Raw genomic sequence first — 25,666 nt, 5'->3', positions numbered from 1 at the left:
ATGAAGGATTTAGGAGAAAGCGTTAAGATAATAGTGGGGAAGATAGCGGGGGAAATAGAAGAACCTATCACTTATTCCCTTCCCTCCTATTTGAAGAATATCAAGCTGGGGGCTTTCGTAGTAGTAGAAGTAGGAGGGAGATTAAGGATAGGCTGTGTTGTTGGGAGAGGAGAGGAAAAGGGAAAGGAGCCAGTTATTGCCTTCTTACCCATATCACCGTTTCCTCCCTTTCTTTTATCTTTAGCGCATTGGCTCTCAAATGAATACCTTTCCTCCCTTCAGGATTCCTTTCAAACCATAGTTCCTGAGGTGCTCAATGCGATTCCCTCCATTTATCTTTATCCCAATGTAGATTATCAACAAGTTAGGGGAAGGGTGAGAAGGGAAATGGTGAGAGAAGCAGAGGGAGGAGTGTCCTATACAACCTTAAGAGTTTATCCCACCTATCAGGCTCGGCAGAAAATCATAGCGTTAATAAACTCCCAAATCCTTATTCCCAAAGTCGAGGTGAAATTCAAAGAAAGGGAAAGCCAAAGAACCTTTACCCTTCCACCTATCCCCCAAATATCCCCTACCCCTTTCAACAGCTCTTCAAAAGTAACGATATTATGGGGAGGGGATAGAACGAAAAGATTGTCTCTTTACTCAGCAGCTATATTAAAGGTGTTAAACACGGGAGGAAACGCGATATTGGTCATGCCTGATTCCGCCTCCGCGGAATGGGCAGGAAAAGCTATGAATCAACTCGTTAAGACGACATATATCTATCATAGAAAGCTTCCCCTTTCCCAAAGGTTTGCCCTTTGGGAACAACTTTCTAAAAGCTTCCATTCAAGCCTCGTAGTGGGAAATCGCTCCGCTCTATTCGCTCCCCTTCCCAATGTAAAGCTGATTATCGTTGAAGGGGATGGCGAATCCTCTCTAATCCGTAGAGAACCTCCCTCCTATGACGCGGGCAATGTCGCTTATCAAAGGATGGTTCAAGAAGGAATGAGGGTCATTTATGGTTCCGACCTTCCCGCCCTCTCCCGGTTCAATTTAGCTAAAAAGGGAATCCCCCTCAAAAAACTGCCCTTTAAGTTGGGGGAGATGGAGATTTTGGATGTAAAAGGGACAAGGCATATCATACCTCCTCAAACGAGAGAGGAGATTGATAAAGCACTAAGGGGAAATGAGAAAGTGGTTTTAGTTGTGAACAGGAAGGGTTTATTTTATCTTTCTTGTCGGGACTGCGGTAATTCGTTCCTCTGCCCTTCCTGCAATGTCCCTCTTATTCTATGCGAAGTGGGAGTGCAGAAAAAGCGCTTTCTCTTCTGCCATCTCTGCGGAAATCTATCTCCCGCTCCCGATGTCTGTCCAAACTGCGGAAGCTACCGAATATCAGCAAGGGGGATGGGGGTTCAAAGGCTCGCCGCTGCAGCCAAGCGACTGTTTCCCACAGCGAGAATCACAACCCTATCAAGCGAAACGCCAAGCCAACCATTCTGGGAAGCGGATATCATCGTGGCGACCAGGGCAATCGTTCCTTGGGTTGACCTGATAAAACCAGCACTATCCTGTATATTTGACATAGATTCCCTCCTTAGATTCCCCAACTTCTCTCAATATGAGAGGGTTTATAGATTGATATTCACTCTGCGAAAAGAGAGCAGGAAGCTGATAATCCATACAAATCAACCCGAGACGCCCCTCTTCTTCTACGAACCGATTGAATACCTTGAGATGGAAAGCAAAGCGAGAAGAGAGAGGAATTTCCCTCCATTTGGACATATCCTTACATTTATCATCTCTGAAGAGGAGGAAAGTAAGGCGATTGAGAAAGCAAATGGCTTATATCAGCACCTTATAAGCCATAACTTCCATTGTCTCCCTCCTTTCCCTTCCCTTTATCCGAAAAGGGGAGGAGTTTACAGATATCTGTTGGTCATTCCAACGACTTCACTGCATAAAGCGAGACAGATTCTCAAAGAGGCGCTTGAATATGATAGAAATTTGAAATGGTTCCTGGATATCCAAGAGCTTCAATAGAAATTTCTCATTCCCATTTTATCAAATAACTCGCTTTGAATTTTGAAGGAAGCTCAACCGTATTCCCATCCATAAATCCGAGAAAGAAGACCAAATTCCCTCCGCCTCCATCAAAGAGGAAGATATTTTGAGCCTTGGGGTTGGATTTTATCCCCTCTATCCTAACAATGTTTTTCTCTCTCAGAAAAATAATGAAAGGACTATCCAAATTCAATGGCTCTAAATGAGATTCCCAGCATCTCCCTATTATCTTGCCCACATTCTCACTTATCATTCCGTCCAATCCATTCACAAACCACTGCTGAACGGAGGGAACGGTGAAAAGCTGAGCCAAGAAAGCGGAAACCCTCTTATTCCCTTTCGTAGTCAACTCTACTTCCACCTCAAGTTCTCTTTTCTCGCCAATCTTATATATGACCCTATAGCCTATTGGCTCCGATATCTTCCTTCCCGCTCTCTTTAATTCCCCTTCCGCTATCGCCTTTATGCTGTCTCCTCCTTCCTCAATCTCTAACCTTCCCTCCTTTTCCTCCTTGCTTCCCACATATCCCCTCTCGTAAATGCCGTAGTCTGTATATATGTGAAAATCCGCAAATATAACACCTGCTTCCTTATCCTCAAGTCTATCCGCTAACCACCCCTTCTCCTTTGATAGATGAAGGGAGAAATAATCGTTTCCAATGGAAACCTCGCTCTCTCCCTTTTTGACCCATGAGCCCTGGGCAAAGGAAAAAGCTACTACCAAAATGAAGGGAAAGAATTTCTTCATTTTCCCATCACCCCTATCTCATAAGTGAACTTCAACCATCTCGGCTGAATCTTCGCCTCTCCATCAAGAAAAGCGAAGAAGAGAGTGATATTACCCTCTCCGGAATTATAAATGAAGAGGTTTGAGCCGTTGGGAATCTCAACATTTCTTATCTCCACTTTCTCGTCTCTGCCTACGAGCTCCAAATTAACCTTATCAATTTTAAAGCTTCTGCTTTCCCAGACCCTTCCCGTTTGAGATAGAGAGATTTCCTCTCCATTAACAAGACAGGATATTATGCCCTGGAAATTCAATCTCTGGGCAAGGAAGGCGATGGTTTCCTTCTCCACAAAGGGACGAACCTGAACGCTTGTTTTTATATAAGGGGATGAATTGGAAAATTCGTAGAAAGCTTCATACTCCACAGGTGGGCGTGCAAAATTATTCCAACCGCTATTGGCTTCCCTCAAGAAGCTATGAACCTCCATGGTCAGGGATTCGCTCATCTTCAAGAATTTTATTTCCGCTTCTGGGTCGTTGTTTGAAGTGCCGATAAGGGGAAAAGCATTGCCCAGCGAATCATAGAACTCCCCATATATCCCCTTATCCGAGTATATCTCCCCTCCTTGCAACAAGCTCAGACCTTTCAAAACGAGGCTCTTAAGGTTCCCGTTCCTTCTCGTTACCGTAGCCGTGTAATTTTTCGTCTCAACTATATAATCCGCTCCATCGCATTCTATCTTGGGGAGGTGATTTCCTTTTTCCCTAAGGATTGGAAGACCTCCTTTTCCCAAGAAAATTGAATAAGCAAGCTCGTGTCTCACGCCCGGAGCTATCCTCCATCCCCTCTTTCCATCAGCCATAGCTAGGAGGAAATGAAACCCTAAATCTTCTATTTTCTCCCTTATGTAGACGTTCTCTGGGAGATTTGGGAAGGAGGGAAGGAGAAGCAGGAGATATTCGTCTTCCCTGAAGGCGCAAAGATAGGGAGCATAGGGATTGAGAGGGCGCCTTAAGGCATCGTAGAGAAAAGGCGTATGCCAATATCTCCATCGCCCCGTCTCTCCCTCTTTTGGATGGCGAATAAAGAAATCGTCATAGCAAATTCCCTCAAACGAATTCGCCATCCAACGGTCAACTCCCCTCAATTTAAACCACTGCCATAGCTCTCCCTTTGCCATCCCGATGTCCTTCTTAAACGAGATGCTGAACTTCAGGTCAATTCTTTCACTTCTGCCAAAGCGATATATGATTTCATAATTCATCCACTCAATCTCGCCTCCAAATTTCAGAACGAGCTCCTCTCCGCTTCTCTCTTGCTTAATCCCCGTTTTTAACTCGCTTGCCTTGAAAAGCTCACCCATCCCCATTCTTCTCTTCCCTTCCTCCCATTCCATTTTCTCAAGCCAATTCTCTCCACCCTTAACTGAGAGATGCTTCAAAAGTCCCGTCTTCTCATCAATAACGACCTCATAGATGCCGTTCTCAACTCTCAATCCACCTTCTCTTTCTTCTATTGACGGCACCCTTCCGATTCCCTCTTCCCTTACCGAAGTGGGGAAGGAAAATCCCTCAATTGGGAGGAATTCTTCTTTATTTCTAACCAGAACAATCGCTGGAGAATATGCCTTTATATCCAAATTGATTACCAACTTATCCTCTCTCATCTCGCCCTTGACTTCCCTCACCTCAAAAGCCTCGTAAAGATAAATCTTCCCTGAAGCGCTAATCAAACGCTTTGGCACCGAAAGCTTAACATTTACATCCTTCCCGCTCATATTTATCGCCACGATAGCCGATTTATCCTTATAGGTTCTCAGGCAGGTGAAGATGTCCTTCTTATCGGATTCAACCGCGAGATAGTGAGCTTCTCCTATGGAAAGTTCCTCAAAGCTTCTCCTTATAGCATATAAATGCTTTAAGAATGGACCCCGTCCTACATCTCCATCGTGATAGACCATCGGAGCCCCTTCTATCAGGGCGCAGAGGGCTAAGAAGGCGTTAAAGCTTCCGTTCCCATTCATCCCGGCGAATCTCACGGTATCGTGGCTTTCAACGAATCTCATTAAGGTCGCCCCTTTTGGATAGGCGTACTTTTCATATTCAAGCCACTCCTGAAGCCATCTTATGAAGTCCTCTCTTTTATATTGAGAGTAAGTCTGGCAGAGGAATAGGAAGGGGAAATCATATACCACATCGCTGTAGCGGAAGAACCAAGGTCCTGTTGCTTCGGGAAGGAGCATAACCTCCTTCTTGTATTTTCTCATCTCCTCCCTCGCCTTCGCCAATATCTGTAGCCCTCCCCAGAGTCCCGAAAGGGTAGGGCGATGGGGAGAATTTGGGTCCCAATTTGCCGGTCCTCCACCCGCGCAATCAACCCTATACCCATCAATATCCAGTTCCCTCACCCAATAAGATGCATGCTCAGCCATATATCTTTGCCAGACCTCGCTCGCGTAATCGCAGGAAAGACATCCCCACCAGTAAAGAACATTCCCCTTCTCATCCCTTGATACGGCTTCGGGAAGCTTTTCAAGCAATCCCGACTCCTCCCTTGGACCATGGGGAATTAAATCAAACAAAACCTTTATCCCCAAGCTATGCGCCTTTTGAATGAACTTCCTTGCTGGCTCTACCCCACCGAGGGCATTCTCTATCTTATAATAGTCGGTCGGTCCATATAGACCGGGATAGACGGGAAGGAGCCAAAGAACATTGAAACCCAAATCTGCTAAATGGTGGAGATAATTTGAGAAGTTATCAAACCCTCCCACATCCTGAAGCCCGCTATCCATCGTTCCTCCCGGATAGGCTGAATAAATGACAGCCCTCCTCGCCCATTCCGGTCTATCCTGGGGAGGTTTCAAACCGATTATCTCGTAAACCTCCTGCTCCTTCCTTAATGCTTCACCCAAATCCCCTTGAACAATTCTTATTATTTGCGTTCCACCTGCTAATTCTCTCCTCTTCTCCATAACATCCGCAGCGGAGAGGGTGTGAATTATATCTATCCCCTCTTGCCCCTCCCGGATATAACTGCTTGCTCCTTCGGTTTCTGAATAAAATAGGGCGAGAAAACTTATACCTAACTTCTCGTTCCTCATTATAACACAGCGGTTCCCCGACCAAGCATTATCGTCGTTTATAATTCTTCCCTCTTTCTCAAATTTATATCTCAAGGGAGGGAAATTTGAGGGAATCATGAACCAACAATCGCTTTTATTACCTATCCTTATTCCAGCCAAAGAAAAACGAAGATTGCTTATATGAGGCTTTTCTTTCCCTTCATAAATTATCTTTCCATCCCTCAAAATCACATCGCTCTTCGGCAAAAGGAAATAACTGCTTTCAATTATCCAATCTCCTATTTTGCTTCTTATTACCAGTTTCTTACCGCCTTTTTCCTCCTTCAGTTCATAATTCAGCATTTTTATCGGGTTCCCCAATCCCTCCCAATCCTCCTTTTTTATGATGAACAGCGGTCCTCTCACCCCTCCTTCTCCGCCTCTATCATAAATCCTTATAGAGATGATATTTTCCTCTCCCCACTTAACGAGCCTTTCAGGTATAGTGTAGATGCGAGACTTTTCCCACCAGTTTTGCGTCTCCTCCCCTGTCTTGCCGATGAGCTCTCCATTGAAGTAAACCCAATCGAAATCGTCCACAGCCCCTATATAGAGCAATAAATCCTTTCCCTTCCACTCCTGAGGAATCGTTATTCCCTTTCTTAAAAAGGCGTAGCCGTTATAAGGCTTCCAATCGGGTGAAGGGGAATTGGGATAGACTTGAGTGTAGCCCAAATCCTCCCACATCCCAGGAAGGGGGAAATCATCCCATTTACTGTCATCAAATGATGGCAAATGCCATCCCTCTTTTTCCCCCTTATCCTCGGGGTCTATTGCAAATTTCCAGCTGCCCTCAAGGGAAATACATCTATCTTTCACGGCTTCCTTAAGCGCTCGTTTCTCAACGAGCCATTCCCCTTCTACTTGGATATCAAGCGAAGATGTCCCTTTTCCATAACCGAGGGCTTGTAGCTTGAGGGGAAGATAGATAATGGAATTGAGGAAACCGCTTTCCTTAGAAAAATGGAGAGCAACCTTTGAGTTGGAGAAGATTATCTCCTTGGAATTTTCCAAAAGGGAAAACTCCCTGTTATTTGCTAAAACGGATGCGAAAACAAAGAAAGGGAAAAGGAGGAAAAAGAACGGTTTCGCCATAGAAATCACTCCTTAAGTGTTTGTATTGGCAATTCCTTTGATAATTTGGCGAAATTATCCTTTATAAGGCGATGCTGTTGCCGATAGAATTTTCTCGCCACATATCCTTGCACAATCCCGCCGAAGGGCATTGGATAGAAGAGAAGCATAAGAAATATCCATAGACCAAAGCCAATTCCAGCAGATATCAATCCTTTCCTCCATAGAGGATGTCCCCTGCCTTTTACCAAGCCCACCATAAGCATAATCATTCCAACTCCAACGAGGAGTAAGCCGAGAAAAGTGATGAATATGAGGAGGCGAGTCAAACGATATAAACTGCCCATAGTCTCCGCCTCCAACCTCTCCGCTTCCTTCAAGTAAATCTCCTTCTCTTTCTCCAATTTCTCACTACCTTCATCGTTTAACCCAATCTTCAGAAGGGAGAGAGAAGCAACATATTCGGGTCTCACTAAGGAATAATCAGCTAATTTCTCGCCGATTCTTTTGATTGACTCTTTATCCCCTATTTTTTCGCTCATTTCCTTTCCCATTTTCTCCAAGTTATCCCAAATCCAACGGAGGGAGGAGTTTCGCAGACCAGCGCAGGCAAGAGGTTGAGACTGCCCCAGGGCGGAAAAGACAAGGGGTTGGGGAATCTTCTCCTCGCTTCCGCTCGCCTCCTCCAATTTATCCCTTGCTTCCCCCAATCTTCCCTGTTTGAAGTTACAATAAGCCGAAAGGAAAAGGGAGAGAGGGTCCTTGTTCTTCAGATGCTCGCTCGCCTCGCTCCACTTCCCCACCCTCATCATCGCTTCTCCAAGCAAGATTTGACTGAATTTCGTCTTGCTTTTCTCAAGATGGGGAATCGCTTTCTCCCATTGAGTAGGATGTTGAGCGAGGTAGAAAAGCGCAAGGGTTTCCTCAACAAATGGTTCCTTTATCCTTTCCGCTCCTTCTTCAAGTAGGGATATAGCCCTATCCGTTGGCGTGCCGAATTGGATGAATAAACCTATCGCCTCCCTTATTTTCCCCAGGGCTTCCCCTTCAGGAGTCCTTGAACAGCCATTGAAAAGGAAGAGGACAACAGATATTGAGACTAATAAATATAGCAGTTTTTTAATCATCCTTTTAAATTGTAAGTTTACCATTTGGGGCAGTCAATTTATTCAACCATAAAATAGGATAGAAATCCCTCTTCTATTTTTCCCGCTGAGTCATCTTTCCCTCGTCTTACATCCTTCTCAATATCTTCCGTATCTCCTTCTCCACTGCTTCAATCTCCCAGAGTGGCGTGGAAAGCCCAGCGGTTATACCTATCCTCTTCCCTCCCCTAAACCATTCCTCCTTCAAATCCTCCCCTTTCTCCACAATATAGCTTTCTATACCCACCTCCTCACAAGCTTCCTTCAGTCTCCGTGTATTGGCGCTCCTCCTCCCTCCCACTATAACCATCACATCTACCTCTTTAGCAATCTCCCTTGACACAACCTTTCTCCTCTCCACCTCCGGGCAGGATGTATCCTCAAATCTGAAATCCTTTATCTTTCCTCCTAATATCCTCGCTATAAATAGAAATCTCTCTCCACCTTTCGTTGTTTGACAGAGGAAACCCGCCCTCTCAAACGATGGCAATTCCTCCGCCTCCTCCTCATTTTCTATAACCAACCCACTACCATCAATATATCCGAGCATCGCCTGCACTTCAGGATGTTCCTTATCCCCAAAGATAATCACTTCCCTCCCCTCCCTATATAGCTTCAAAGCCGTCATTTGCGCCCTCCTCACCCTTGAGCAGGTGCAATCTATTATCTTGATTCCTTTTCCTTCCGCCCTCTTCAAAAGCTGGGGAGGAGAGCCATGGGCTCGCACAAGCATAAAGCTATTTGGGGGTATCTCTTCAACATCTTTTGCCACCCTCAAGCCCATTTGCTTCAATCTCGCCATCTCCCCCTCATTATGTATTAAATCCCCGATTACATAGACTACTTCGCCCCTCTGAAGCGCCTCCTCGGCAAGCCTGATTGCCCTCCTAACTCCAGGGCAAAAGCCCAAACCCTTTGCTCTTTTCAGGAGATTCTCAAGCTTTCCCTCACCCAATTCTCTATTTCCCTCTTTAACGAACTCCTTCCCTTCAATTGTGATAAATGAAAGATAGCATCATCAACATAGGATTCACATATCTCCCTCGTATAGCTTTCCGCTCCCACCTCCTCTAAAATCTCCAATGCCCTTTCTATTTCCTCCTCGCTTTTCTCTTCCTTGCTCAATATCCCTTCCAATTCCTCTTTTCTTGTGCTTTTGTTGAGGGCGAAAACTATGGGGAAGCTCTTCTTCCCCTTGTGGATATCCTCAGCTGGCTTCCCTATCTTCTCAGGTTCACCCCAAATCCCAAGATAGTCATCCTTGATTTGGAAAGCCAAGCCGAAAAACATCCCGAATTTGCCCGCCCTTTCAATCGTTTCCTCATCTTTTCCCGCTAATATAGCCGATATCCTACAGGAACGCTCAAACAGCGCTCCCGTCTTCCTCCGTATCATATCAAGATAATCGTTCACTATCGCTTCCGCTTCTTTTTGCATCTTCAAATCAAGATATTGCCCTTCCGTCATCCTCAATATCGCCCAAGTTAGCTCCTCCAAAACCCTATTGACGACTACCTCTGGAAAATTTTCCCTCAAGCGAAGCGCGGATAAATTGACAAGAGCCTGCATTGATGAGCCGAGATTTATCGCCTGTGGTATCCCCCAGATTTTCCAAACCGTTGGGCGGAACCGCCTAACCTCGTCTCCATCCTCAATATCATCGTGAATGAGGGAGAAATTGTGAAGAAACTCAACCGCGGAAGCGGAGGGAACAGCGAGCTGGGGTTTCCCACCGAAAAATTTTGTTAGAAGAAGAAGCATTAAGGGACGAATCCTCTTCCCGCCGTATTTCCTTCTCTCTTTCTCTTTTAACCAACTCCCCTTCTCGTCCTTCCATCCTAAATGATAACGCATAAAGTCGTAAAGAGGGAGTTCAAATTGCCCTAAAACCTCCTCCATATCCTTTTCAACGAGTTTTAGGGAGGAAGTAAAAAATCTTTTCAAAGCCTCACTCATTACCTTCCTCCCTTTAATAGTCTATATTCTATTGACTCAACGAGCGCTTGCCATGAAGCCTCAATGATGTTCGTGGAAACGCCTATTGTAGACCAAACCTCTTCTCCGTCAAACGATTCAACCAATACCCTCACCTTCGCAGCTGTTCCTTCGCTTCCGCTTATCACCCTCACTTTGAAATCAGTTAGGCGGATTTTCTCCAGCTCTGGATAGAATTGCAGGAGCGCCTTTCTCAGGGCGTTATCCAGAGCGTGGACGGGTCCGTCTCCCTCTGCGACGGTATGTGTGACCACCCCGTTTACGCTCAATTTCAAAGTAGCTTCAGTGACGAATTTCTCGTCTTCTTTCCTCTTCTCCACTATCACCCGCAGACCTAAGAGGTCAAAGAGCTTTCTATATCCGCCTGTTAATTTTTTTACCAAGAGCTCGAAGGAGGCTTCTGCTCCCTCAAAATGATAGCCCTCGTTCTCCAATTCAGTCAATTTATCCAAGATGAGGCGCGTTTCCTTAGATTCCTTCGTGAGGTCTATATCCAATCTTCTCGTCTTATAGACGATTGTTGAGGCGCCAGCCAATTCCGAGACGAGGATTCTCCTCTCGTTCCCAACTGCCTCTGGCTCTATGTGTTCGTAGGAGCGAGGGTTTTTCATAATAGCATCAACGTGCACGCCTCCCTTATGCGCGAAAGCTGACCTCCCGACAAACGGCATATTGTTTGCGGGCACAATATTGGCTAACTCCGCAACGAAATGGGAAAGCTCAACGAGATTCTTCAATCTTTCCTTGGGAATGACCTCATATCCCATCTTCAAGACGAGGATGGGGATTATTGAGCAGAGATTGGCGTTTCCGCATCTTTCCCCATAGCCGTTTATCGTCCCCTGAATGTGAGTGGCACCGGCTTGCACAGCTGCGATGGAATTAGCTACAGCCGTTTCAGAATCATTATGGGCATGGATGCCCAAGGACACTTTTACCTTCTCCTTAACAACAGCGGTTATCTCCCCTACCTCGTTTGGCAGGCAACCACCGTTTGTATCGGCAAGGCAGATGACATCGGCGCCTGCTTCCTCGGCTGCTTTCAGGCATTCCAAAGCGTAGGCGGGGTCGGATTTATAGCCGTCAAAGAAATGCTCTGCGTCAAATATTACCTCTCTATTGAAGGATTTGAGAAAGCGGATTGATTCCTCTATCATCTTGAGATTCTCTTCAAGGGAAACATGGAGGACCTCCCTGACATGAAAGTCCCAAGCTTTGCCGAAGATTGTAACTGTAGGAGTATCCATTTGGACAAGCATAACAAGGTTAGTATCGTCCTCCGGCTTGCGGTTAGCCCTCCTTGTTGAGCCGAAGGCGGCAAGCTTGGCGTTTTTGAGGGGTTCCTCGCTCATCTTCTTAAAGAAGGCGAGGTCCTTGGGATTGGAGGCAGGCCATCCGCCCTCAATGTAATGTATGCCGAACTCGTCAAGTTTACGAGCTATGCGAATCTTATCCTCAAGGGAAAAGGATATGCCCTCCATCTGGGCGCCATCACGCAGAGTGGTATCGTAAAGGGTTATCATCATAAGGATACCTCCTTTATTTGACAAATTTTAACAGGGGATTTTGATTTTAGCAAATTTCTGTATAATTCCATAACATTTGAGACTAATTAGGAGATTTCCCATATTGATTGACTATAAACTCTAAAGGAAAATCTTCCTTCCTTGGATTTTTGGTCTTCTTGAGAATTGTATCTCTTGAAACGCCGAAAGCTTCCTTTGCCGATTCTACTCCACTTCTATGGATGGTTTCATTTACTGATTGCTTCTACTGAAAAACGCTGATTGGGGGTTGTTATAATTGGAGAATAATTTTGAAAAAAAAGACCTGGGCGGGGGAGCGGTATACCGCTCCTCTCGCCCCTGTTTTTGACTACTTTGTTGATACTTTCCCTATGAAAGTATCCTCATCCCATTCAAGTTTAAGATTCAAAAGCTCGCAAAGCTCTTTCAAGGGAAGATAAAGCTCCTTATCTTTAATATAAGCCTCTACCTCCCTTCTCTCTCCATCATTATATATCCACCATTTATCCTTTATATTCGCTATCTTCGTGGCCCCATCGTCCTTTTTAATCGTCAAAAGCTTTCCTTCCCTCGTCCATTCAAAGGATATGTTTAGGGTCTCCAATAAAGAATCAGCGGAAACGAAAGGCTTGCCTCCCTTCGTAAAGCCCTTCTTTGGGTCCTGCGGTTTGTCATTGATATATAGAAAAGGGTGGAGATTACATTCCTTATCTCCTCTTCCCAAATCTTTTATATACTTTCCCCTAATGTCCTTCAACTTCTCGGAAAATGGCAAATTTTCGCCCTCTGGCAGCAGAACCATATCCCAAACATCTAAAATGGGTTTTAGAACCTCATAGCGCTCTTGATAGTAAAGAGCCTTAGCATAATCACCTACCCACTCGTAATAATATGCAAGGTTTGGCCAGAGATACCATGTGGGACTGGGTTGGATGTCGTGGAACACTCTAAACCAATATTCCCTGGCAAGGGAAGGGGAAGCGAATTCCGTTTTCAAATATCCCTGCTTTGATTCAACAATCCTTATAGCGCCTGGATAGGAAGTAATATACTCGTCCAATATTTTTGGGGCTTCCCTCTCTCTTATTTCCTCCTGCCAAGCTTCGACCTCTTCTTTTGTCTTATGCACCGTGGAATAATGAAACACCATATCGCCATCTTTCTTTCGGACCTTGATCACCGCAATAGAGAGGTCGGGGTCATATTCCTCTATTATCCTTATACACTCCTGATAAATTTTCCGCAACTCCTCAAGCTTTGGTAACACGAGCTCTTGCCAAGTTCCATCTTGCGTTCTGCGAAGAAACTCCTGTTCCCTTCCCTGCATACGGAAATAATCTCTTAACACCTTAGGAACCTTCCAATAAGCTATCGGGCCAACTAGTATATCTAATTGGGAATCAACGCTCGGTAGAATCTGGCTCAATGACATACAATATTTGCTGATAAGCGCGGAAATAATAGCCTTGCTTTCCAATGCTTTCGCTTGTTCTCGTAGTTTCAGGAGGTGCGTTATATGAAGCCACCAGTTACCCAGCTCGGTCATTTGGGTGACTTCGTAGTCAGCCTTTAATGCTTCCCGCACCAATGGGTCTTCCATGCTTGCGTCATAATTATCGCTCGCAATGGAAAACAAACTCTTCAATATCAAAATAACTACAAAAATAAACCATCTATTCCTCATTTCTTTTCTCGCCTACCTCCTTATTAATGTAATCTTAATTTAGGTTTACAAACATCGCAGAAGCTATGGGATATATGATCAAAACAAAAAGGCGCATACATAATACAATTTTCGTCAGGGCAATGTTCCCAACTTACGATAGCGTGCCCTAACTCATGAGCTAAAATACTTTTGATTGCCTCCTTATCCACATCGTCTTCTATCAGTGCATAATTGGGGTTAAATATACGAGTTACCTGCTCGGGGTTACGATATCCCGTGAGTTTCGACTCATCCAAGGGGTCATACCCTACATTGGGCGCAGAATAGTATCTAATAGCTCCAACATAGATATCAACACTTACGCCTTGGCTTCCAGGCAAAGGATTGCTACATCTGCCTAAATAGTAAGCCCCTGCTTCAGGGGGGTAACCGGGTATCTCTACCAAGTCGCTTATAATATGTACAAATATTCCATATTGGTTGGAGAGATGCGCTGTCAGGTCGTGAATAGTAACTAATTTCCCTATAAAATCGGCGTTTTGGAAATCCCAGAAGTGGAGCTCAAATTTTAATTCTTTAAAATCTTCATATGAGGCTTCTCCCAGGTTGGTTTGGTCGAATACGAATATGTCTTTCTTACCAGGGTTTAGCCTTTTATATCCTCCTTTTACAAAGAAGCCTCTATATTCATCATAACGAGAGAGCCCGTCTCCCAAGAAATTACTCGGAGGGTAGTCATCAGTGTCATCTTGAGGAGAAGCATAAGGTCCATTGAATTCCCAGGCATCACCTATATAGTTCAAATCATTGTCTACTGGTATACGAACGATGAATTTATCGGGATTACCTTTTATGTGGGCAAAATCCAGACCTGATGGTAAGTTTGCGAGCGCGTATAGCTCACCATAAGCCCCATAATCATAACATTTCACCTTAACTACTGCTGTTCTCACAGGCAATTTGGTAACAGCTCTATCGTTTTTATAAGGCTCGTTTTGGGGGTCGCTACTATAAACCTCAAGTTCTGACTGCCCTGGCTCAAATTGGAGGTCCCACTTTTGCTCTAATTCCTTACCTGAAGGCACATCTTTGTTCTTGCATATACCCGGTTCCTGTGATGAATCAAGGTAAAACCATATATATGAGGAAAGAGAATTTCCCTTATGGTCTGCTTGAGGAGTTATCTCTGCGACGAAATCAGCGTCCTTCTCATATTCTGGAAGCCAATCCTCTTTACAATCGGTTATCGTGAAATCCCAAACGGTCAATTTCACTGGGTCTGACCAAACTTCTTTGTCGTCAAATGTCTGTATTGGATTGAGTCTCTCCGGCTTATCAGGGTCATTAGCCTCAGGTATGTCATCAAATTGAAATGTTAGGGATATTATACCTGTGAAATTTTCAGGACACTTATAGTAGATGTAGGTATAGTCGTTAATTAATCGTGTACTTCTCCAATCAGACCAGGGAACAAACTGTCCGTTTTCATTTAGCTCGCCAAATTGACCGCCTGCACCTCCATCGCTCCCATTTCTAACCTCCATAGCGTTTTTCGCTATCCCATTTGGAAATGAGCAAGGTGGATTGGTTATGATGCATTTGTCGTCATCCTCTTTAGGACAAGCACCTTGGACTTTTATATCAAATGTATAAATTCCCCGAGGTGCGGTTGCAGGAGGAGGCATCCCCACTTTGTTCATTGTTCCATCCCAAGCGCAAGGGTCCCATTTCAGTATTTTGGGCTGGGATTGGACTATTAGGTTATAAAATCCATTTAAACCAAGACAGAAACGTTCCATTTTGGAAAACATTTCAAAAATTAGACGATTATACTTTTATTTTTGTTTCTTCAATGGGCGGGGGAGCGGTAAACCGCTCCCCTCGCCCCTAATTTTAAGCTAATATCTTCAAGAACTTCCAAAGTACATAACCTAAAGCAGAGAGAGAAAGCGCTCCAGCAAATATTGGCATTCTGGGTGATTTATGTTCTTCTCCCCTTATAGGATAGCCCCGTTGGCTGTCGCTAACCCAATTTCTTCTGCTCATCTTCCCAGAAGGGCTTACCTTGTTTTTGGTGATTTTGGTTCCTTTAGTATTGCCTGCCAATCCCTTGAGCGGATTTCTCGTCGGGAAGATCTTTTGTGAAAACTTATCCCTCCCAACACTCCCTGCTATTGTGGCAGGTTTTTCTCCCTTTGCTAAATAATCAGTGAAATTAGTTATTTGCTGTAATCCTGTTCCATCGGGGTTTATAAGGTAGATATTTGCCGCAGTGTTTCCATTTTGTGCTATTAACACTATTCTGTCACCTGATGGAAGCCAAGCGACACCTTCTATAAAGAAGTTATCAGCCAATGAAAACAAAACTTCTCTACTAGAGCCATCAGCATTCATAACCCATACCTCATTCGCTAAAGCATAAATAATCTTTGAACTGTCAGGTGATATTGAAACAACACTGCCCCAATCTCCCTCGTCTGGATTAGTAAGCTGAATGAAAGCTGTGGCAGGAAAGGGTTTTGTTAAGTCCAGGTCAACACGCCATAAAGTTCTGACAATATCTCCTTGGCTATTTTTCACACCCCTTACAATGAGCAAGTATTGACCGTTGGGCGCCCAGGCGAGAGGGTAACTATTATCCCCAGCGACAACCCAAGCTATATCATTTCCAGTTTTATCAACTATTAAAATGCCACCTACTGGCGTTTCGCTTTCTCTCCAAGTAGAAATTGCTAAGAAATTGCCATCAGGAGACCAAACTGGATCCCCTCCCCCATAATTATCACTGGTAAACTCACGGAAATTTGATCCATCCGGATTGATAAAGTATATACTGTCTCCTTTTGGATAGCTATAAAGAACACATGCAATTGTGGAGCCATCAGGTGATATAGCGAGTTGTCTTCCAGCAGTAAAATTAAGCGGTTCTGTAAGCTGGTTAATCTCTCTTGTCGCAAGGTCCACCACAAAAAGCTCAGCTGGTTCGTATATAACATCGCCTGTATGGATATTAGAGGTGAAGTATACTTTTCTACCATCGGGAGAGACCGCTAGGCTAAAAATATCTGGCGGGAATACTGTTTCTTCTATTGTAGCAAAGCCTTCTTCTCTCCATAGTAAGGATAAAGCTATTACAAACAAAGCATATAGAGATTTTCTCATTTTAAAAACCTCCTTTCCCATTATTGTAATTCTTCTGGGTGCATAAATACAAACCCGTTAAAAGCGCCCCTTATGGACTTTGCTATATAGTCAACGCCTAAAGATATATAGTCCTCGTCATTATAATTTGTAAGTGTAACGGTCTCTAGTAGGGAACCACTGGTAGGAGCTTTAAGGACCCTCAACACCGCATAAGAGTGTTTTTCACTTGCTTTGTAAGGAGGGCTGTATTGCAGTGGCTGGGACCTAATCGCTTCTGAGCAATCACCCTTTAGATTTTCATCCCCAGGTATAGGTATAAGTTCCTGGACAAAGGAGATTATTCAGGGTTTCCAGTTTAACGAGTTGTTGAGTTGAAGTATAGATTGATATAGTAGCGGAGCAGAGCTTTTTCTGGGCTGATTTCAGCTGGAATGTGATAGTCGTGTTGTGATTATCACCACCGGGATTGTTTATGAGATACTCCGGCTGCGCCTCAACTGTTAAATTGTTGAAATTAACCGTTATGCTCGCCTCTATTGGTCCTATCCGTTGGTAGGTGGGAGGGGGACCTGTAACTTTTGTATAGGAATAAGATGCTCTAACAAGGTAGCTTGTGTTGTGGCAGGCAAACCCCCAGAAGGGAGGTGTGGAGAAGACAATGTAGTTTTGATAGCCTGTTGGAGGGTCTGAGCAGACAGTTGAAATTTGGTCGGGTGTGTAGGTTGTTCCCTGCGGATTATCAACCCTAAAATGCTGGGGCTCGTGAACATCCGTTTGCTCTAATATATCAACGGAATCAACGCCAAATCCTATGACCGGTGGACTGAAATTCGCAATAACATGAAACCCCACTCCACCAGCAACTGTTCCCGATGTTACACATTGGGATTGTGGGGAGTTAGCGGTCAAGTCAGGTGTCCAGCGTGCGTGCAAAGCAACCGAAATAGGGTCTCCAAAGCCGAGGGAGACACCAAACAGCCATATTTGGAAGCTACAAAGCTCCCTCCGAGAGAGAGTAGCTTCCCCCACAACACACTAACTACTCTTTCTCTTTTCATCTATGCACCTCCTGTATATTTTAGCCCCCACATAATTGTAGGGCGTCATTTCACTATTATAGACGCCCTACGATTTGAAAAAGTTTCAAACTTCGTTGCTTCCTCAAGACTGAATAGCGTGCCTCTCCCCGTTTAGGAAGAATCAAACTCCTTAGAAAGGAGGTGATCCAGCCGCAGCTTCCGCTACGGCTACCTTGTTACGACTTACTCCTCCTCACCGAGGATACCTTCGGCACCTCCCTCCGCCAGAGGCGGTTGGGCCAGTGACTTCGGGTACCCCCGACTCGGATGAGTTGACGGGCGGTGTGTACAAGGCCCGGGAACGTATTCACCGCCGTTTGGCTGACCGGCGGTTACTAGCGATTCCGTCTTCATGCAGGCGAGTTGCAGCCTGCAATCTGAACTAGGGGATGCTTTAGGGATTAGCTCCGCCTCGCGGCATTGCTTCCCTCTGTACATCCCATTGTAGCATGTTTGTAGCCCAGGACATAAGGACCACGCGGACTTGACGTCATCCCCACCTTCCTCCAGGTTGACCCTGGCAGTCCCCTTAGAGTGCCCGGCATTACCCGATGGCAACTAAGGGTGGGGGTTGCGCTCGTTGAGGGACTTAACCCGACACCTCACGGCACGAGCTGACGACAGCCGTGCAGCACCTGTGCTGGCTCCCTAACCCAAAAAGGGTTAGGGTCGCTTACCTTTCGGCTCGCTACCACCAGCATGTCAAGCCCTGGTAAGGTTCTTCGGTTAGCATCGAATTAAACAACATGCTCCACCGCTTGTGCGGGCCCCCGTCAATTCCTTTGAGTTTCAACCTTGCGGTCGTACTCCCCAGGCGGGGTGCTTAATGCGTTAGCTTCGGCATTGAGGAGTTTAACTCCCCAACACCTAGCACCCATCGTTTACGGCTAGGACTACCCGGGTATCTAATCCGGTTCGCTCCCCTAGCTTTCGTACCTGAGCGTCAGGAAAGGGATAGGAGGCCGCCTTCGCCACTGGTGTTCCTCCCGATATCTGCGCATTTCACCGCTACACCGGGAATTCCACCTCCCTCTCCCTTCCTCAAGTGGAGAAGTATCGAGCGTCCTCCTCAGGTTAAGCCTGAGGCTTTCACACCCGACTTTCTCCACCGCCTGCGTACCCTTTACGCCCAGTGATTCCGGACAACGTTCGCCCCTCACGTTTTACCGCGGCTGCTGGCACGTAATTGGCCGGGACTTATTCGCAGGGTACCGTCAGGTTTCTTCCCCTGCAAAAGAGGTTTACACCCCGAAGGGCTTCATCCCTCACGCGGCGTCGCTGCGTCACCCTTTCGGGCATTGCGCAAGATTCCGCCCTGCTGCCTCCCGTAGGAGTCTGGGCCGTGTCTCAGTCCCAGTCCGGCTGACCACCCTCTCAGGCCAGCTACCCGTCATCGCCTTGGTGAGCCGTTACCTCACCAACTAGCTGATAGGACGCAAGCCCCTCCCTCGGCGGGAGTTTCCTCCCTTTCCTTAAGGAGGCATGCGCCTCCCTAAGCGTATGGGGTATTAGCCCCCTTTTCAGAGGGTTATCCCCCTCCGAGGGGTAGGTTGCTTACGCGTTACTCGGCCGTCCGCCGCTCCGTAACCTCCCGGGTAACCCCAGAAGGTCCGTCGCACGACTTGCATGGGTCAGGCGCGCCGCCAACGTTCGTCCTGAGCCAGGATCAAACTCTCCATCGGCTCAAAACTTTTATTTTCTAATTGGTTGTCTTCTCAAAGGGTCGGGGGAGAATACACGCTATTCAGTTTTCAAGAAGCAACCTCGCTCTAATATATTATATAGCAGATGTCAACAAGCTCGTCAAATCTTTTTTGAATTTTTTTCGCTCTCCAATCAACTATTATAACCAAGCTGTAGCAAATGTCAAATGGCAAATCCTTTTTCATCTATTATTTTATAGCAACAGCGAAAATTTGGCAAGTATTTTTTAATCTATATCCCAACCTAAAGCGGGGTCAGGACCCCATTGACCGGGACCATAAGGTAGCCAGTTGGGGTCGTAGGCGGGATAGCCCCAATATTGGTTGCCGAATCTCACCCAGCGAAGTGTTCCCGCCTTGACGAATTTGGCGTGCCCATCGGCGAAAATCATATTGTAAGCTGCCTCTACCGAACGAGGGTCTCCGCACATACATGCCTTCGTCTCGTGGTTATCTCCCCTTTCGTGAAGTATCATCGTTTGGGATGGGCGAGCTATGCGGGACATCGTCCACTTGACGCCCGTTGCAGGTCCCGCAGCCACGCAGTGCCTGTAGGCATAGTTAACGGCGAACGCACCTGGCCACGCTTCAGGCCAACCAGCTTGCTGTCCCGTATCGGGCGCACTTGGGCAATGCCAAATACTCGCATTTTTAATATACGGCATTAAGCGAGCGGCAGCGCTCCACCAGGGGTTGGCTGACCATCCCATACAGCAGGCATCCTGAGGATAGTTGAAGATGAGGAGGTCGCCCCAAGCTTGGGGGTCGCCCATGGGGAAGGTCTCATCCCAGTCTTGAACATATTGCATAAGCGCCAGCCCAATCTGCCGCATATTGCTCATACAAGCAGCCTTTTTAGCTTGCTCCCTTGACCTTGAAAAGACCGGGAACAAGATGCCCGCCAAGATAGCGATTATCGCTATCACAACGAGCAGCTCTATCAATGTAAAACCACGCCGACGCATAGAAAACACCTCCACCTTAAATTTATTTCAACTTAAAGTTTAAAGAATAAATGTTATATCTGTCAATAAATTTTTTATGTTTTCAAGGGGGTAGTTTCCCTTTCATCGTTATAGCCCGATTTCTAAACATAGAGAACAACTTAAAGAGTCCGATATGCTATGCAATCACAAAATTATATTGACGCCTCGGTTTTTGGAGAATATTATTTTTTTGATATGAAAATACTTTGGGCACCTTGGAGGTCAACATATGTGACGGAAGCAGGAAAAAGCGAGGAATGCATATTCTGTAAAAAACTCAACGGAAGCGACGAGGAAAACCTCGTCATATGGCGAGGGAAAAGCTGCTTCGCTATGCTCAATATATTTCCTTACAACAATGGGCATCTTATGATTGCTCCTTATAGACATATCGCCTCCCTAAACGATTTGAACGAAGAGGAAAAGTTGGAATTGATGGAAGCTTTGAGCCTTTTGATTGAGGTCTTAAGAGAAGCCCTTAAATGCCATGGTTTCAATATCGGGATGAATATCGGGAGGGTAGCGGGAGCGGGTGTCCCCGACCACATTCATCTCCATATCGTTCCTCGCTGGGAGGGAGATACCAACTTTATGCCCGTTATCGGGGAGACGAAGGTAATACCCCAAAGCCTGTCCGCAACCTATCAACTTCTCAAAGCTACCCTGGAGAAGCGAAAATGAACAAGCAGGAGAGATTTTTGGATTATAAAAAGAGGGTTTTCTCTTGTAGAGATTGCCCCCTTTGGGAAACCCGCACAAATGTGGTCATAGGGGATGGGAATATAGATGCGAAAATCGTCTTGGTCGGAGAAGGACCTGGGGAGAACGAGGATTTGCAGGGACGCCCTTTTGTGGGGAGAGCGGGTAAGTTGCTTGAGGAAGTTCTCCTGGAAAACGGCTTAACTCGGGAAGAGGTTTGGATAACGAATGTAATAAGGTGTAGGGCAACTATAAGGGAGGAGGGAAGCGTTCGCAATCGCCCTCCTCGCCCTCAAGAGGTGCAAGCCTGCAAGAAATGGCTGGAAGAAGAGCTATCAATCGTTAAGCCTAAAGTGATTGTTTGTTTAGGTGGTCCGTCGGCTGAGGTCATCATACATAGGGGATTCAAGATGACGGAGGAACGAGGGCTGTGGTTTAAGAGCCTATATGCGCCATTTGCCATCGCCACATATCATCCTGCCTATGTCTTGAGGCAGCCTGGGAGAGCCTTTGACGAGCTGCGCTGGATGTTATCCGAGGATATAGCGGAGGCAAGGAGGAGAGCGGAGAGCCTGCAAGGCGAGGAAACGGAAGAAAAGGTCATAATACCTCCGCCAGATGAGGGAGGAGAGCAGCTCAACCTCTTTTAAGGAATGATAGATTGGCTCTTCCCTAACGGTCTTACCCTCAGCGAGATTATAACATCCATTCTGGACATAGGGATAATAGCTTTCTTCATTTATGAATTGATGCTTTTGGCGAGGGGAACGAGGGGCTGGTTCATCATGCAGGGGTTGATAATCTTTTTCATCTCCCTATATATTTGTCATCTTTTGGATTTGGAAACCGTCAGCTGGGTTTTAGACCGCTTCGTTGTGCTTCTTCCTGTTGCCTTGGTAATCCTTTTTTATCCTGAGCTTCGCACCCTATTAGAGGAACTTGGGAGATTTGGATTCTGGGCTGGGCGTCCACGCTTTTTCTTCGGGTCAAAGCGCCCCCAATTAGCGATAATAGATGAAATACTCCGCGCTGTGAAATCCCTCTCCGCCAAGCGGATAGGTGCCCTCATCGTGTTGGAGAGGCAGGTAAGGGTAGACGATTACATCTATCAGAGCATCCCAATAGATGCCGAGCTATCCTCTCGTCTAATAGAATCAATATTTTATCCCGGCAATCCTCTCCACGATGGGGCGATTTTAATAAGAGGGAATAGAATAGTCGCCGCCAGCTGTGTCCTCCCCCTTTCCAGCAGGGAGGAATTGGGAGAGAATCTCCATACAAGACATAGGGCGGGCTTGGGATTATCCGAGCTCACGGACGCAGCGGTCATAATCGTCTCGGAGGAAACTGGTGCAGTAAGCCTTGCTTATGATGGAAATCTGAGACAGAATCTCAACGAAGACCAATTAAGGGAAATCCTTCGTTCCCTCTTCTTAAAGGAGGAGAAGCATGTGGGAAAGGCTAAAGCATAATTGGGGACAAAAGCTCTTCGCCTTCATATCAGCCGTCCTCCTGTGGATATATGTCCACACACAAGAAAACCCTATAATAACGCAGGAACTCAAAAAGGAGATAGAGGTTAACGGGCTTGCCACCGGTCTGGTCATTACCTCCCACTTGCCGACAGTTAACATTTCCCTAAGAGGAGCCAAGAAGAGGTTGGAAAGGATAAGCTCTAATTCTATCAGGGCGGAGATATCCCTTGAGGGAAAAGGAGTGGGGATATACAGCGTTCCGGTGAAGATTTCCGCCCCAAAGGGATTGGATATCTCCTATAGACCTCGCAAGATTAGGGTGGTTATTGATAGGATAGTTTCCCAGCAGATGGCTGTTCAGCCGCTCATATCATCTCCTCCTCCCGAGGGATTCTCGCTCAGGGCAATATCCCTAAATCCCTCAAATGTGCTCGTTTACTATCCCTTATCAAAAAAAGAGGAGATAGCGGGAGCAAGTGTGCTCGTTGATTTGGAGAAAGGGGAAGGGGATTCAATGCTTCCTGTTCTTGTGATGGATAGGAAGAATATACCTATGCAGGATGTTCGCGTTGAGCCTCCATTAGTCAAGGTGAGCATTAGATTTAATGTCTCAAGGGTGATAAAAACGCTCGCTGTCGTCCCTGACCTTGTTGGAAGCCTGCCCAATAACCTGGTGCTTGAGAAAGTAGAGGTAAGCCCGCCAGCTGTTGCCGTCACTGGTCCAAATACAATCCTTGAAAGCCTCAACACCATCAAGACCGAGAAAATAGATTTATCTCGTATTGAGGCTTCTTGCTCCTTGGAGGTGCCACTCGTGAAGATTGATAGAGTAAACATTCTTGGTAGAGAAACTGTCACTGTTAAGCTGACGATTGGAGGTGGAAGCAATGGGTGAACTTTTCGGAACGGACGGAGTGCGTGGGAAGGCAAATGAAAACCTAACGGTTGATTTCGTCACTATGCTTGGGCTTTCGGTGGGGAGCATATTGGGGAAGAACTGTAAGGAGATAATCCTGGGCAGGGATACGAGATTATCAAGCGATATGATTGCCTCGGCTTTCACCGCTGGTCTCCTTGCATCGGGAATGGATGTCTTGGACGCGGGAGTTATAACAACACCGGGAATAGCTTATCTCGTGTATTCAATGGGGAAATGGGGAGGCGTTGTCTCGGCTTCACATAACCCCTTTTACGAGAACGGAATAAAGCTGTTCAATATTGACGGTTTCAAGTTGCCAGAGGAATTAGAGGAAGAGATAGAGGGAAGATTGAGGGAGGAGAACTTTGATATAGCATCGCCAAGCCAGATAGGAAGGAGGATTGAGTTAGAGGAGGGAAAGAAAATATACAAAGATTTTCTTGCGAGCAGGGCAAATGGGGATTTCAGAGGTCTGAAAATAGTGGTGGATTCCGCTAATGGAGCAGGCTACGAGCTGGCGCCCCTTCTATTCAGTGAATTGGGAGCAGATGTTGTAGCAATAAATGTATCACCTGATGGCAGGAATATAAACGCGGATTGCGGCGCTGTTCACCCCAAGTTGATGGCGGAAAAGGTCGTTGAAAGCGGGGCTATTCTCGGTGTATCCCTTGATGGAGATGGAGACAGGGCGATATTCTCCGATGAGAAGGGGAGGATAGTGAAGGGCGATGGAGTGCTTTATATACTTGCAAAATATATGAAGGAAAAGGGGATACTGAGGGAACCAGTGATTACAACCCATATGACTAATTACGGAATAGAGCTTGCCTTTCGTGAGCTTGGCATAGAAGTTGTTAAGGTTCCCGTTGGCGATAAATATGTAGCTGAGAAGATGAGGGAAACAGGGGCTAATTTGGGAGGCGAGCAGTCGGGACATATTATCCTCTTCGACCATCTGCCCACTGGCGATGGAATGTTAACCGCGATAAAATTAATTGAGGTTATGCTGGATAAGGGAAAAACTTTATCTGAATTGTGCGATTACACTCTTTTCCCTCAGAAGCTTGTGAATATACCAACAAAAGAGCCAAAGAGATGGGAGAGAGACGGAAGGATAAGGCAAATTGTGGAGGAGACAAGGAGGAATTTCGGGGACAAAGTGAGGATTTTCGTTAGGGCGTCTGGAACGGAACGATGTCTTCGCGTTATGGTTGAGGGTGAAAGTGAAGAAGATGTAGAGAAGATAACGAGTTCTCTCGTTCAAGGAATAGAGGGGGTAATTAGAGAAAATGATTGATATCTTTGGCGTTCTAAGCGAGCTCGTTAGCAGATGGGAAGACAAGGAGGAAATCATTGATTATTTGGAGGAGATATTAAGAGGGGAAGGGGTGGAAACCAAAATAGAGGAGGAGGAACCACCTTTTATCCTCGCCCGCATAGGGGAAGGTGAACCCTCGCTATGTTTATTCTGTCATATAGACACTCCACCTCCCTATGCTCTTTCACAACCGATTTACAAAGTAGAGAATAATAAAGCTTATGGACTTGGCATTTGCGATAAGGCTTCCGTAGCGGCGATGCTTGGAGCCTTCTTGGAGATGAAGGGGAAAACCGAGCGTGGCAGTTTGGACCTCTTGATAACGAGCGACAGCGAGGAGAAAGGGGAAGGGCTGAAGAAAATTTTCGAGGAAGGCTATTCACCCCGCTGGGCGATAATCGGCGAACCAACAAATCTTTCAATCGTAACTCAACACCCCGGACTTCTGCTAATAGATATATACTGCTATGGCTTATCCGCTCCTATCTCCTTCCCCTTCTCGGGTATAAATTCAATTGACGAGATGATGGATTTTCTCTCAGAGCTCAAGGAACGATTGCCTTTTGTCTTAGTGGGGATAAGGGGTGGTGAAAGCACGCTTAGGGTGCCTGAGAGATGCCATTCTATCCTTGCGATTCCCATCCCCCAGGAAAGAGATGCTACTTGGGCTTTACGAATCCTGGACGGCGTATTAAAGCAACCCCGCTGGATTGATGTCTCCTACCATATTTTAAGAGTGGAGAATCCCTTAAGAGCGGAGATTTTCTCCCCTTTAGCTCAGTTGGCGCGGGATGTGACGAGGGAAGTTCTGGGATTTGAGAGGGAACTCTCCCAACCCGGTTGGTCGGAAGCTTCGCGCTTTCAGGAGAGGGGCACGGAAGTGGTAGTCCTGGGCGCTGGAGAGCCTAAAGTAGCCCATTCAGGCGAGGAGTATGTGCTGCTGGATGATATAATCAACGAAGTGAAAATAATAAAGGGAATAGTTTCCTCCCTTCTTGGGTCGGGAAGTTAAGATTTTCTATATAAAGCTTTAAGA

18 protein-coding genes and 1 rRNA gene are annotated in these 25,666 nt (G+C 46.0%); 7 read left to right on the top strand and 12 right to left on the bottom strand.

Features of this window, described 5'->3' with window-relative positions:
* Positions 1–2,028, top strand: a complete 2,028-nt coding sequence (locus H5T88_06505) for a hypothetical protein (protein MBC7329995.1) — start codon at positions 1–3, stop codon at positions 2,026–2,028.
* 7 nt (positions 2,029–2,035) lie between these two features.
* On the opposite strand, the gene H5T88_06500 is transcribed toward H5T88_06505, so the two are convergent.
* The 12 genes from H5T88_06500 to H5T88_06445 all read right to left on the bottom strand — a co-directional run bounded on the left by H5T88_06500 (position 2,036) and on the right by H5T88_06445 (position 20,198).
* Positions 2,036–2,797 (bottom strand): hypothetical protein, encoded by a 762-nt coding sequence (locus H5T88_06500; GenBank protein MBC7329994.1) that lies wholly within the window; start codon positions 2,795–2,797, stop codon positions 2,036–2,038.
* On the bottom strand, positions 2,794–6,996 hold the full coding sequence (locus H5T88_06495) for a hypothetical protein (GenBank protein ID MBC7329993.1): 4,203 nt from the start codon (positions 6,994–6,996) through the stop codon (positions 2,794–2,796). The genes H5T88_06500 and H5T88_06495 overlap by 4 nt, the downstream gene beginning before the upstream one ends.
* Before the next feature lie 5 nt (positions 6,997–7,001).
* Entirely contained in the window at positions 7,002–8,102 is a 1,101-nt protein-coding gene (locus tag H5T88_06490; protein ID MBC7329992.1) for a hypothetical protein, read from the bottom strand.
* A gap of 106 nt (positions 8,103–8,208) precedes the next feature.
* Complete coding sequence (ispH, locus tag H5T88_06485; GenBank protein MBC7329991.1) at positions 8,209–9,075, bottom strand: 4-hydroxy-3-methylbut-2-enyl diphosphate reductase; 867 nt, start codon at positions 9,073–9,075, stop codon at positions 8,209–8,211.
* Complete coding sequence (locus H5T88_06480; protein ID MBC7329990.1) at positions 9,045–10,076, bottom strand: polyprenyl synthetase family protein; 1,032 nt, start codon at positions 10,074–10,076, stop codon at positions 9,045–9,047. Before H5T88_06480 ends, ispH begins: the two co-directional genes overlap by 31 nt.
* Positions 10,076–11,638 carry a citramalate synthase gene (cimA, locus tag H5T88_06475; protein ID MBC7329989.1) on the bottom strand — a complete coding sequence of 521 codons (1,563 nt, stop codon included), beginning with the start codon at positions 11,636–11,638 and terminating at the stop codon, positions 10,076–10,078. The genes H5T88_06480 and cimA overlap by 1 nt, the downstream gene beginning before the upstream one ends.
* A 352-nt stretch (positions 11,639–11,990) precedes the next feature.
* A complete protein-coding gene (locus tag H5T88_06470) occupies positions 11,991–13,325 on the bottom strand; it encodes a hypothetical protein (protein MBC7329988.1) in 1,335 nt (444 codons plus the stop codon).
* Positions 13,326–13,348: 23 nt separating this feature from the next.
* A complete protein-coding gene (locus H5T88_06465; GenBank protein ID MBC7329987.1) occupies positions 13,349–15,106 on the bottom strand; it encodes a hypothetical protein in 1,758 nt (585 codons plus the stop codon).
* Positions 15,107–15,200: 94 nt separating this feature from the next.
* Positions 15,201–16,469 (bottom strand): PD40 domain-containing protein, encoded by a 1,269-nt coding sequence (locus tag H5T88_06460; GenBank protein MBC7329986.1) that lies wholly within the window; start codon positions 16,467–16,469, stop codon positions 15,201–15,203.
* Positions 16,470–16,748: 279 nt separating this feature from the next.
* A complete protein-coding gene (locus H5T88_06455; protein MBC7329985.1) occupies positions 16,749–17,480 on the bottom strand; it encodes a hypothetical protein in 732 nt (243 codons plus the stop codon).
* A 182-nt stretch (positions 17,481–17,662) separates the two neighbouring features.
* A 16S ribosomal RNA gene (locus tag H5T88_06450) occupies positions 17,663–19,210 on the bottom strand.
* A 250-nt stretch (positions 19,211–19,460) separates the two neighbouring features.
* On the bottom strand, positions 19,461–20,198 hold the full coding sequence (locus H5T88_06445; GenBank protein ID MBC7329984.1) for a prepilin-type N-terminal cleavage/methylation domain-containing protein: 738 nt from the start codon (positions 20,196–20,198) through the stop codon (positions 19,461–19,463).
* Positions 20,199–20,414: 216 nt separating this feature from the next.
* Between H5T88_06445 and H5T88_06440 the strand changes: the two genes are divergently transcribed.
* The 6 genes from H5T88_06440 to H5T88_06415 are packed head-to-tail and all read left to right on the top strand — an operon-like array spanning position 20,415 to position 25,642.
* Entirely contained in the window at positions 20,415–20,900 is a 486-nt protein-coding gene (locus H5T88_06440) for an HIT domain-containing protein (GenBank protein MBC7329983.1), read from the top strand.
* Positions 20,897–21,568 carry a uracil-DNA glycosylase gene (locus tag H5T88_06435; GenBank protein MBC7329982.1) on the top strand — a complete coding sequence of 224 codons (672 nt, stop codon included), beginning with the start codon at positions 20,897–20,899 and terminating at the stop codon, positions 21,566–21,568. The genes H5T88_06440 and H5T88_06435 overlap by 4 nt, the downstream gene beginning before the upstream one ends.
* Positions 21,569–21,571: 3 nt before the next feature.
* Positions 21,572–22,390 carry a TIGR00159 family protein gene (locus H5T88_06430; protein MBC7329981.1) on the top strand — a complete coding sequence of 273 codons (819 nt, stop codon included), beginning with the start codon at positions 21,572–21,574 and terminating at the stop codon, positions 22,388–22,390.
* Complete coding sequence (locus H5T88_06425) at positions 22,368–23,288, top strand: hypothetical protein (protein MBC7329980.1); 921 nt, start codon at positions 22,368–22,370, stop codon at positions 23,286–23,288. Before H5T88_06430 ends, H5T88_06425 begins: the two co-directional genes overlap by 23 nt.
* On the top strand, positions 23,281–24,609 hold the full coding sequence (glmM, locus tag H5T88_06420) for a phosphoglucosamine mutase (protein MBC7329979.1): 1,329 nt from the start codon (positions 23,281–23,283) through the stop codon (positions 24,607–24,609). The genes H5T88_06425 and glmM overlap by 8 nt, the downstream gene beginning before the upstream one ends.
* Positions 24,602–25,642, top strand: coding sequence for a M20/M25/M40 family metallo-hydrolase (locus H5T88_06415; GenBank protein MBC7329978.1), 1,041 nt, complete (start codon positions 24,602–24,604; stop codon positions 25,640–25,642). Before glmM ends, H5T88_06415 begins: the two co-directional genes overlap by 8 nt.
* The last annotated feature ends 24 nt before the right edge of the window (positions 25,643–25,666 follow it).

The organism is bacterium (genome assembly GCA_014360495.1).
Classification (GTDB): domain Bacteria; phylum Armatimonadota; class JACIXR01; order JACIXR01; family JACIXR01; genus JACIXR01.
This window is presented reverse-complemented; position numbering and strand designations above follow the sequence as displayed.

Coding starts and splice junctions, on each gene's coding strand:
- H5T88_06505 (MBC7329995.1), top strand. CDS start 1: ATGAAGGATTTAGGAGAAAGCGTTAAGATAATAGTGGGGAAGATAGCG.
- H5T88_06500 (MBC7329994.1), bottom strand. CDS start 2,797: ATGAAGAAATTCTTTCCCTTCATTTTGGTAGTAGCTTTTTCCTTTGCC.
- H5T88_06495 (MBC7329993.1), bottom strand. CDS start 6,996: ATGGCGAAACCGTTCTTTTTCCTCCTTTTCCCTTTCTTTGTTTTCGCA.
- H5T88_06490 (MBC7329992.1), bottom strand. CDS start 8,102: ATGATTAAAAAACTGCTATATTTATTAGTCTCAATATCTGTTGTCCTC.
- H5T88_06480 (MBC7329990.1), bottom strand. CDS start 10,076: ATGAGTGAGGCTTTGAAAAGATTTTTTACTTCCTCCCTAAAACTCGTT.
- cimA (MBC7329989.1), bottom strand. CDS start 11,638: ATGATAACCCTTTACGATACCACTCTGCGTGATGGCGCCCAGATGGAG.
- H5T88_06470 (MBC7329988.1), bottom strand. CDS start 13,325: ATGAGGAATAGATGGTTTATTTTTGTAGTTATTTTGATATTGAAGAGT.
- H5T88_06465 (MBC7329987.1), bottom strand. CDS start 15,106: ATGGAACGTTTCTGTCTTGGTTTAAATGGATTTTATAACCTAATAGTC.
- H5T88_06460 (MBC7329986.1), bottom strand. CDS start 16,469: ATGAGAAAATCTCTATATGCTTTGTTTGTAATAGCTTTATCCTTACTA.
- H5T88_06445 (MBC7329984.1), bottom strand. CDS start 20,198: ATGCGTCGGCGTGGTTTTACATTGATAGAGCTGCTCGTTGTGATAGCG.
- H5T88_06440 (MBC7329983.1), top strand. CDS start 20,415: ATGAAAATACTTTGGGCACCTTGGAGGTCAACATATGTGACGGAAGCA.
- H5T88_06435 (MBC7329982.1), top strand. CDS start 20,897: ATGAACAAGCAGGAGAGATTTTTGGATTATAAAAAGAGGGTTTTCTCT.
- H5T88_06430 (MBC7329981.1), top strand. CDS start 21,572: ATGATAGATTGGCTCTTCCCTAACGGTCTTACCCTCAGCGAGATTATA.
- H5T88_06425 (MBC7329980.1), top strand. CDS start 22,368: ATGTGGGAAAGGCTAAAGCATAATTGGGGACAAAAGCTCTTCGCCTTC.
- glmM (MBC7329979.1), top strand. CDS start 23,281: ATGGGTGAACTTTTCGGAACGGACGGAGTGCGTGGGAAGGCAAATGAA.
- H5T88_06415 (MBC7329978.1), top strand. CDS start 24,602: ATGATTGATATCTTTGGCGTTCTAAGCGAGCTCGTTAGCAGATGGGAA.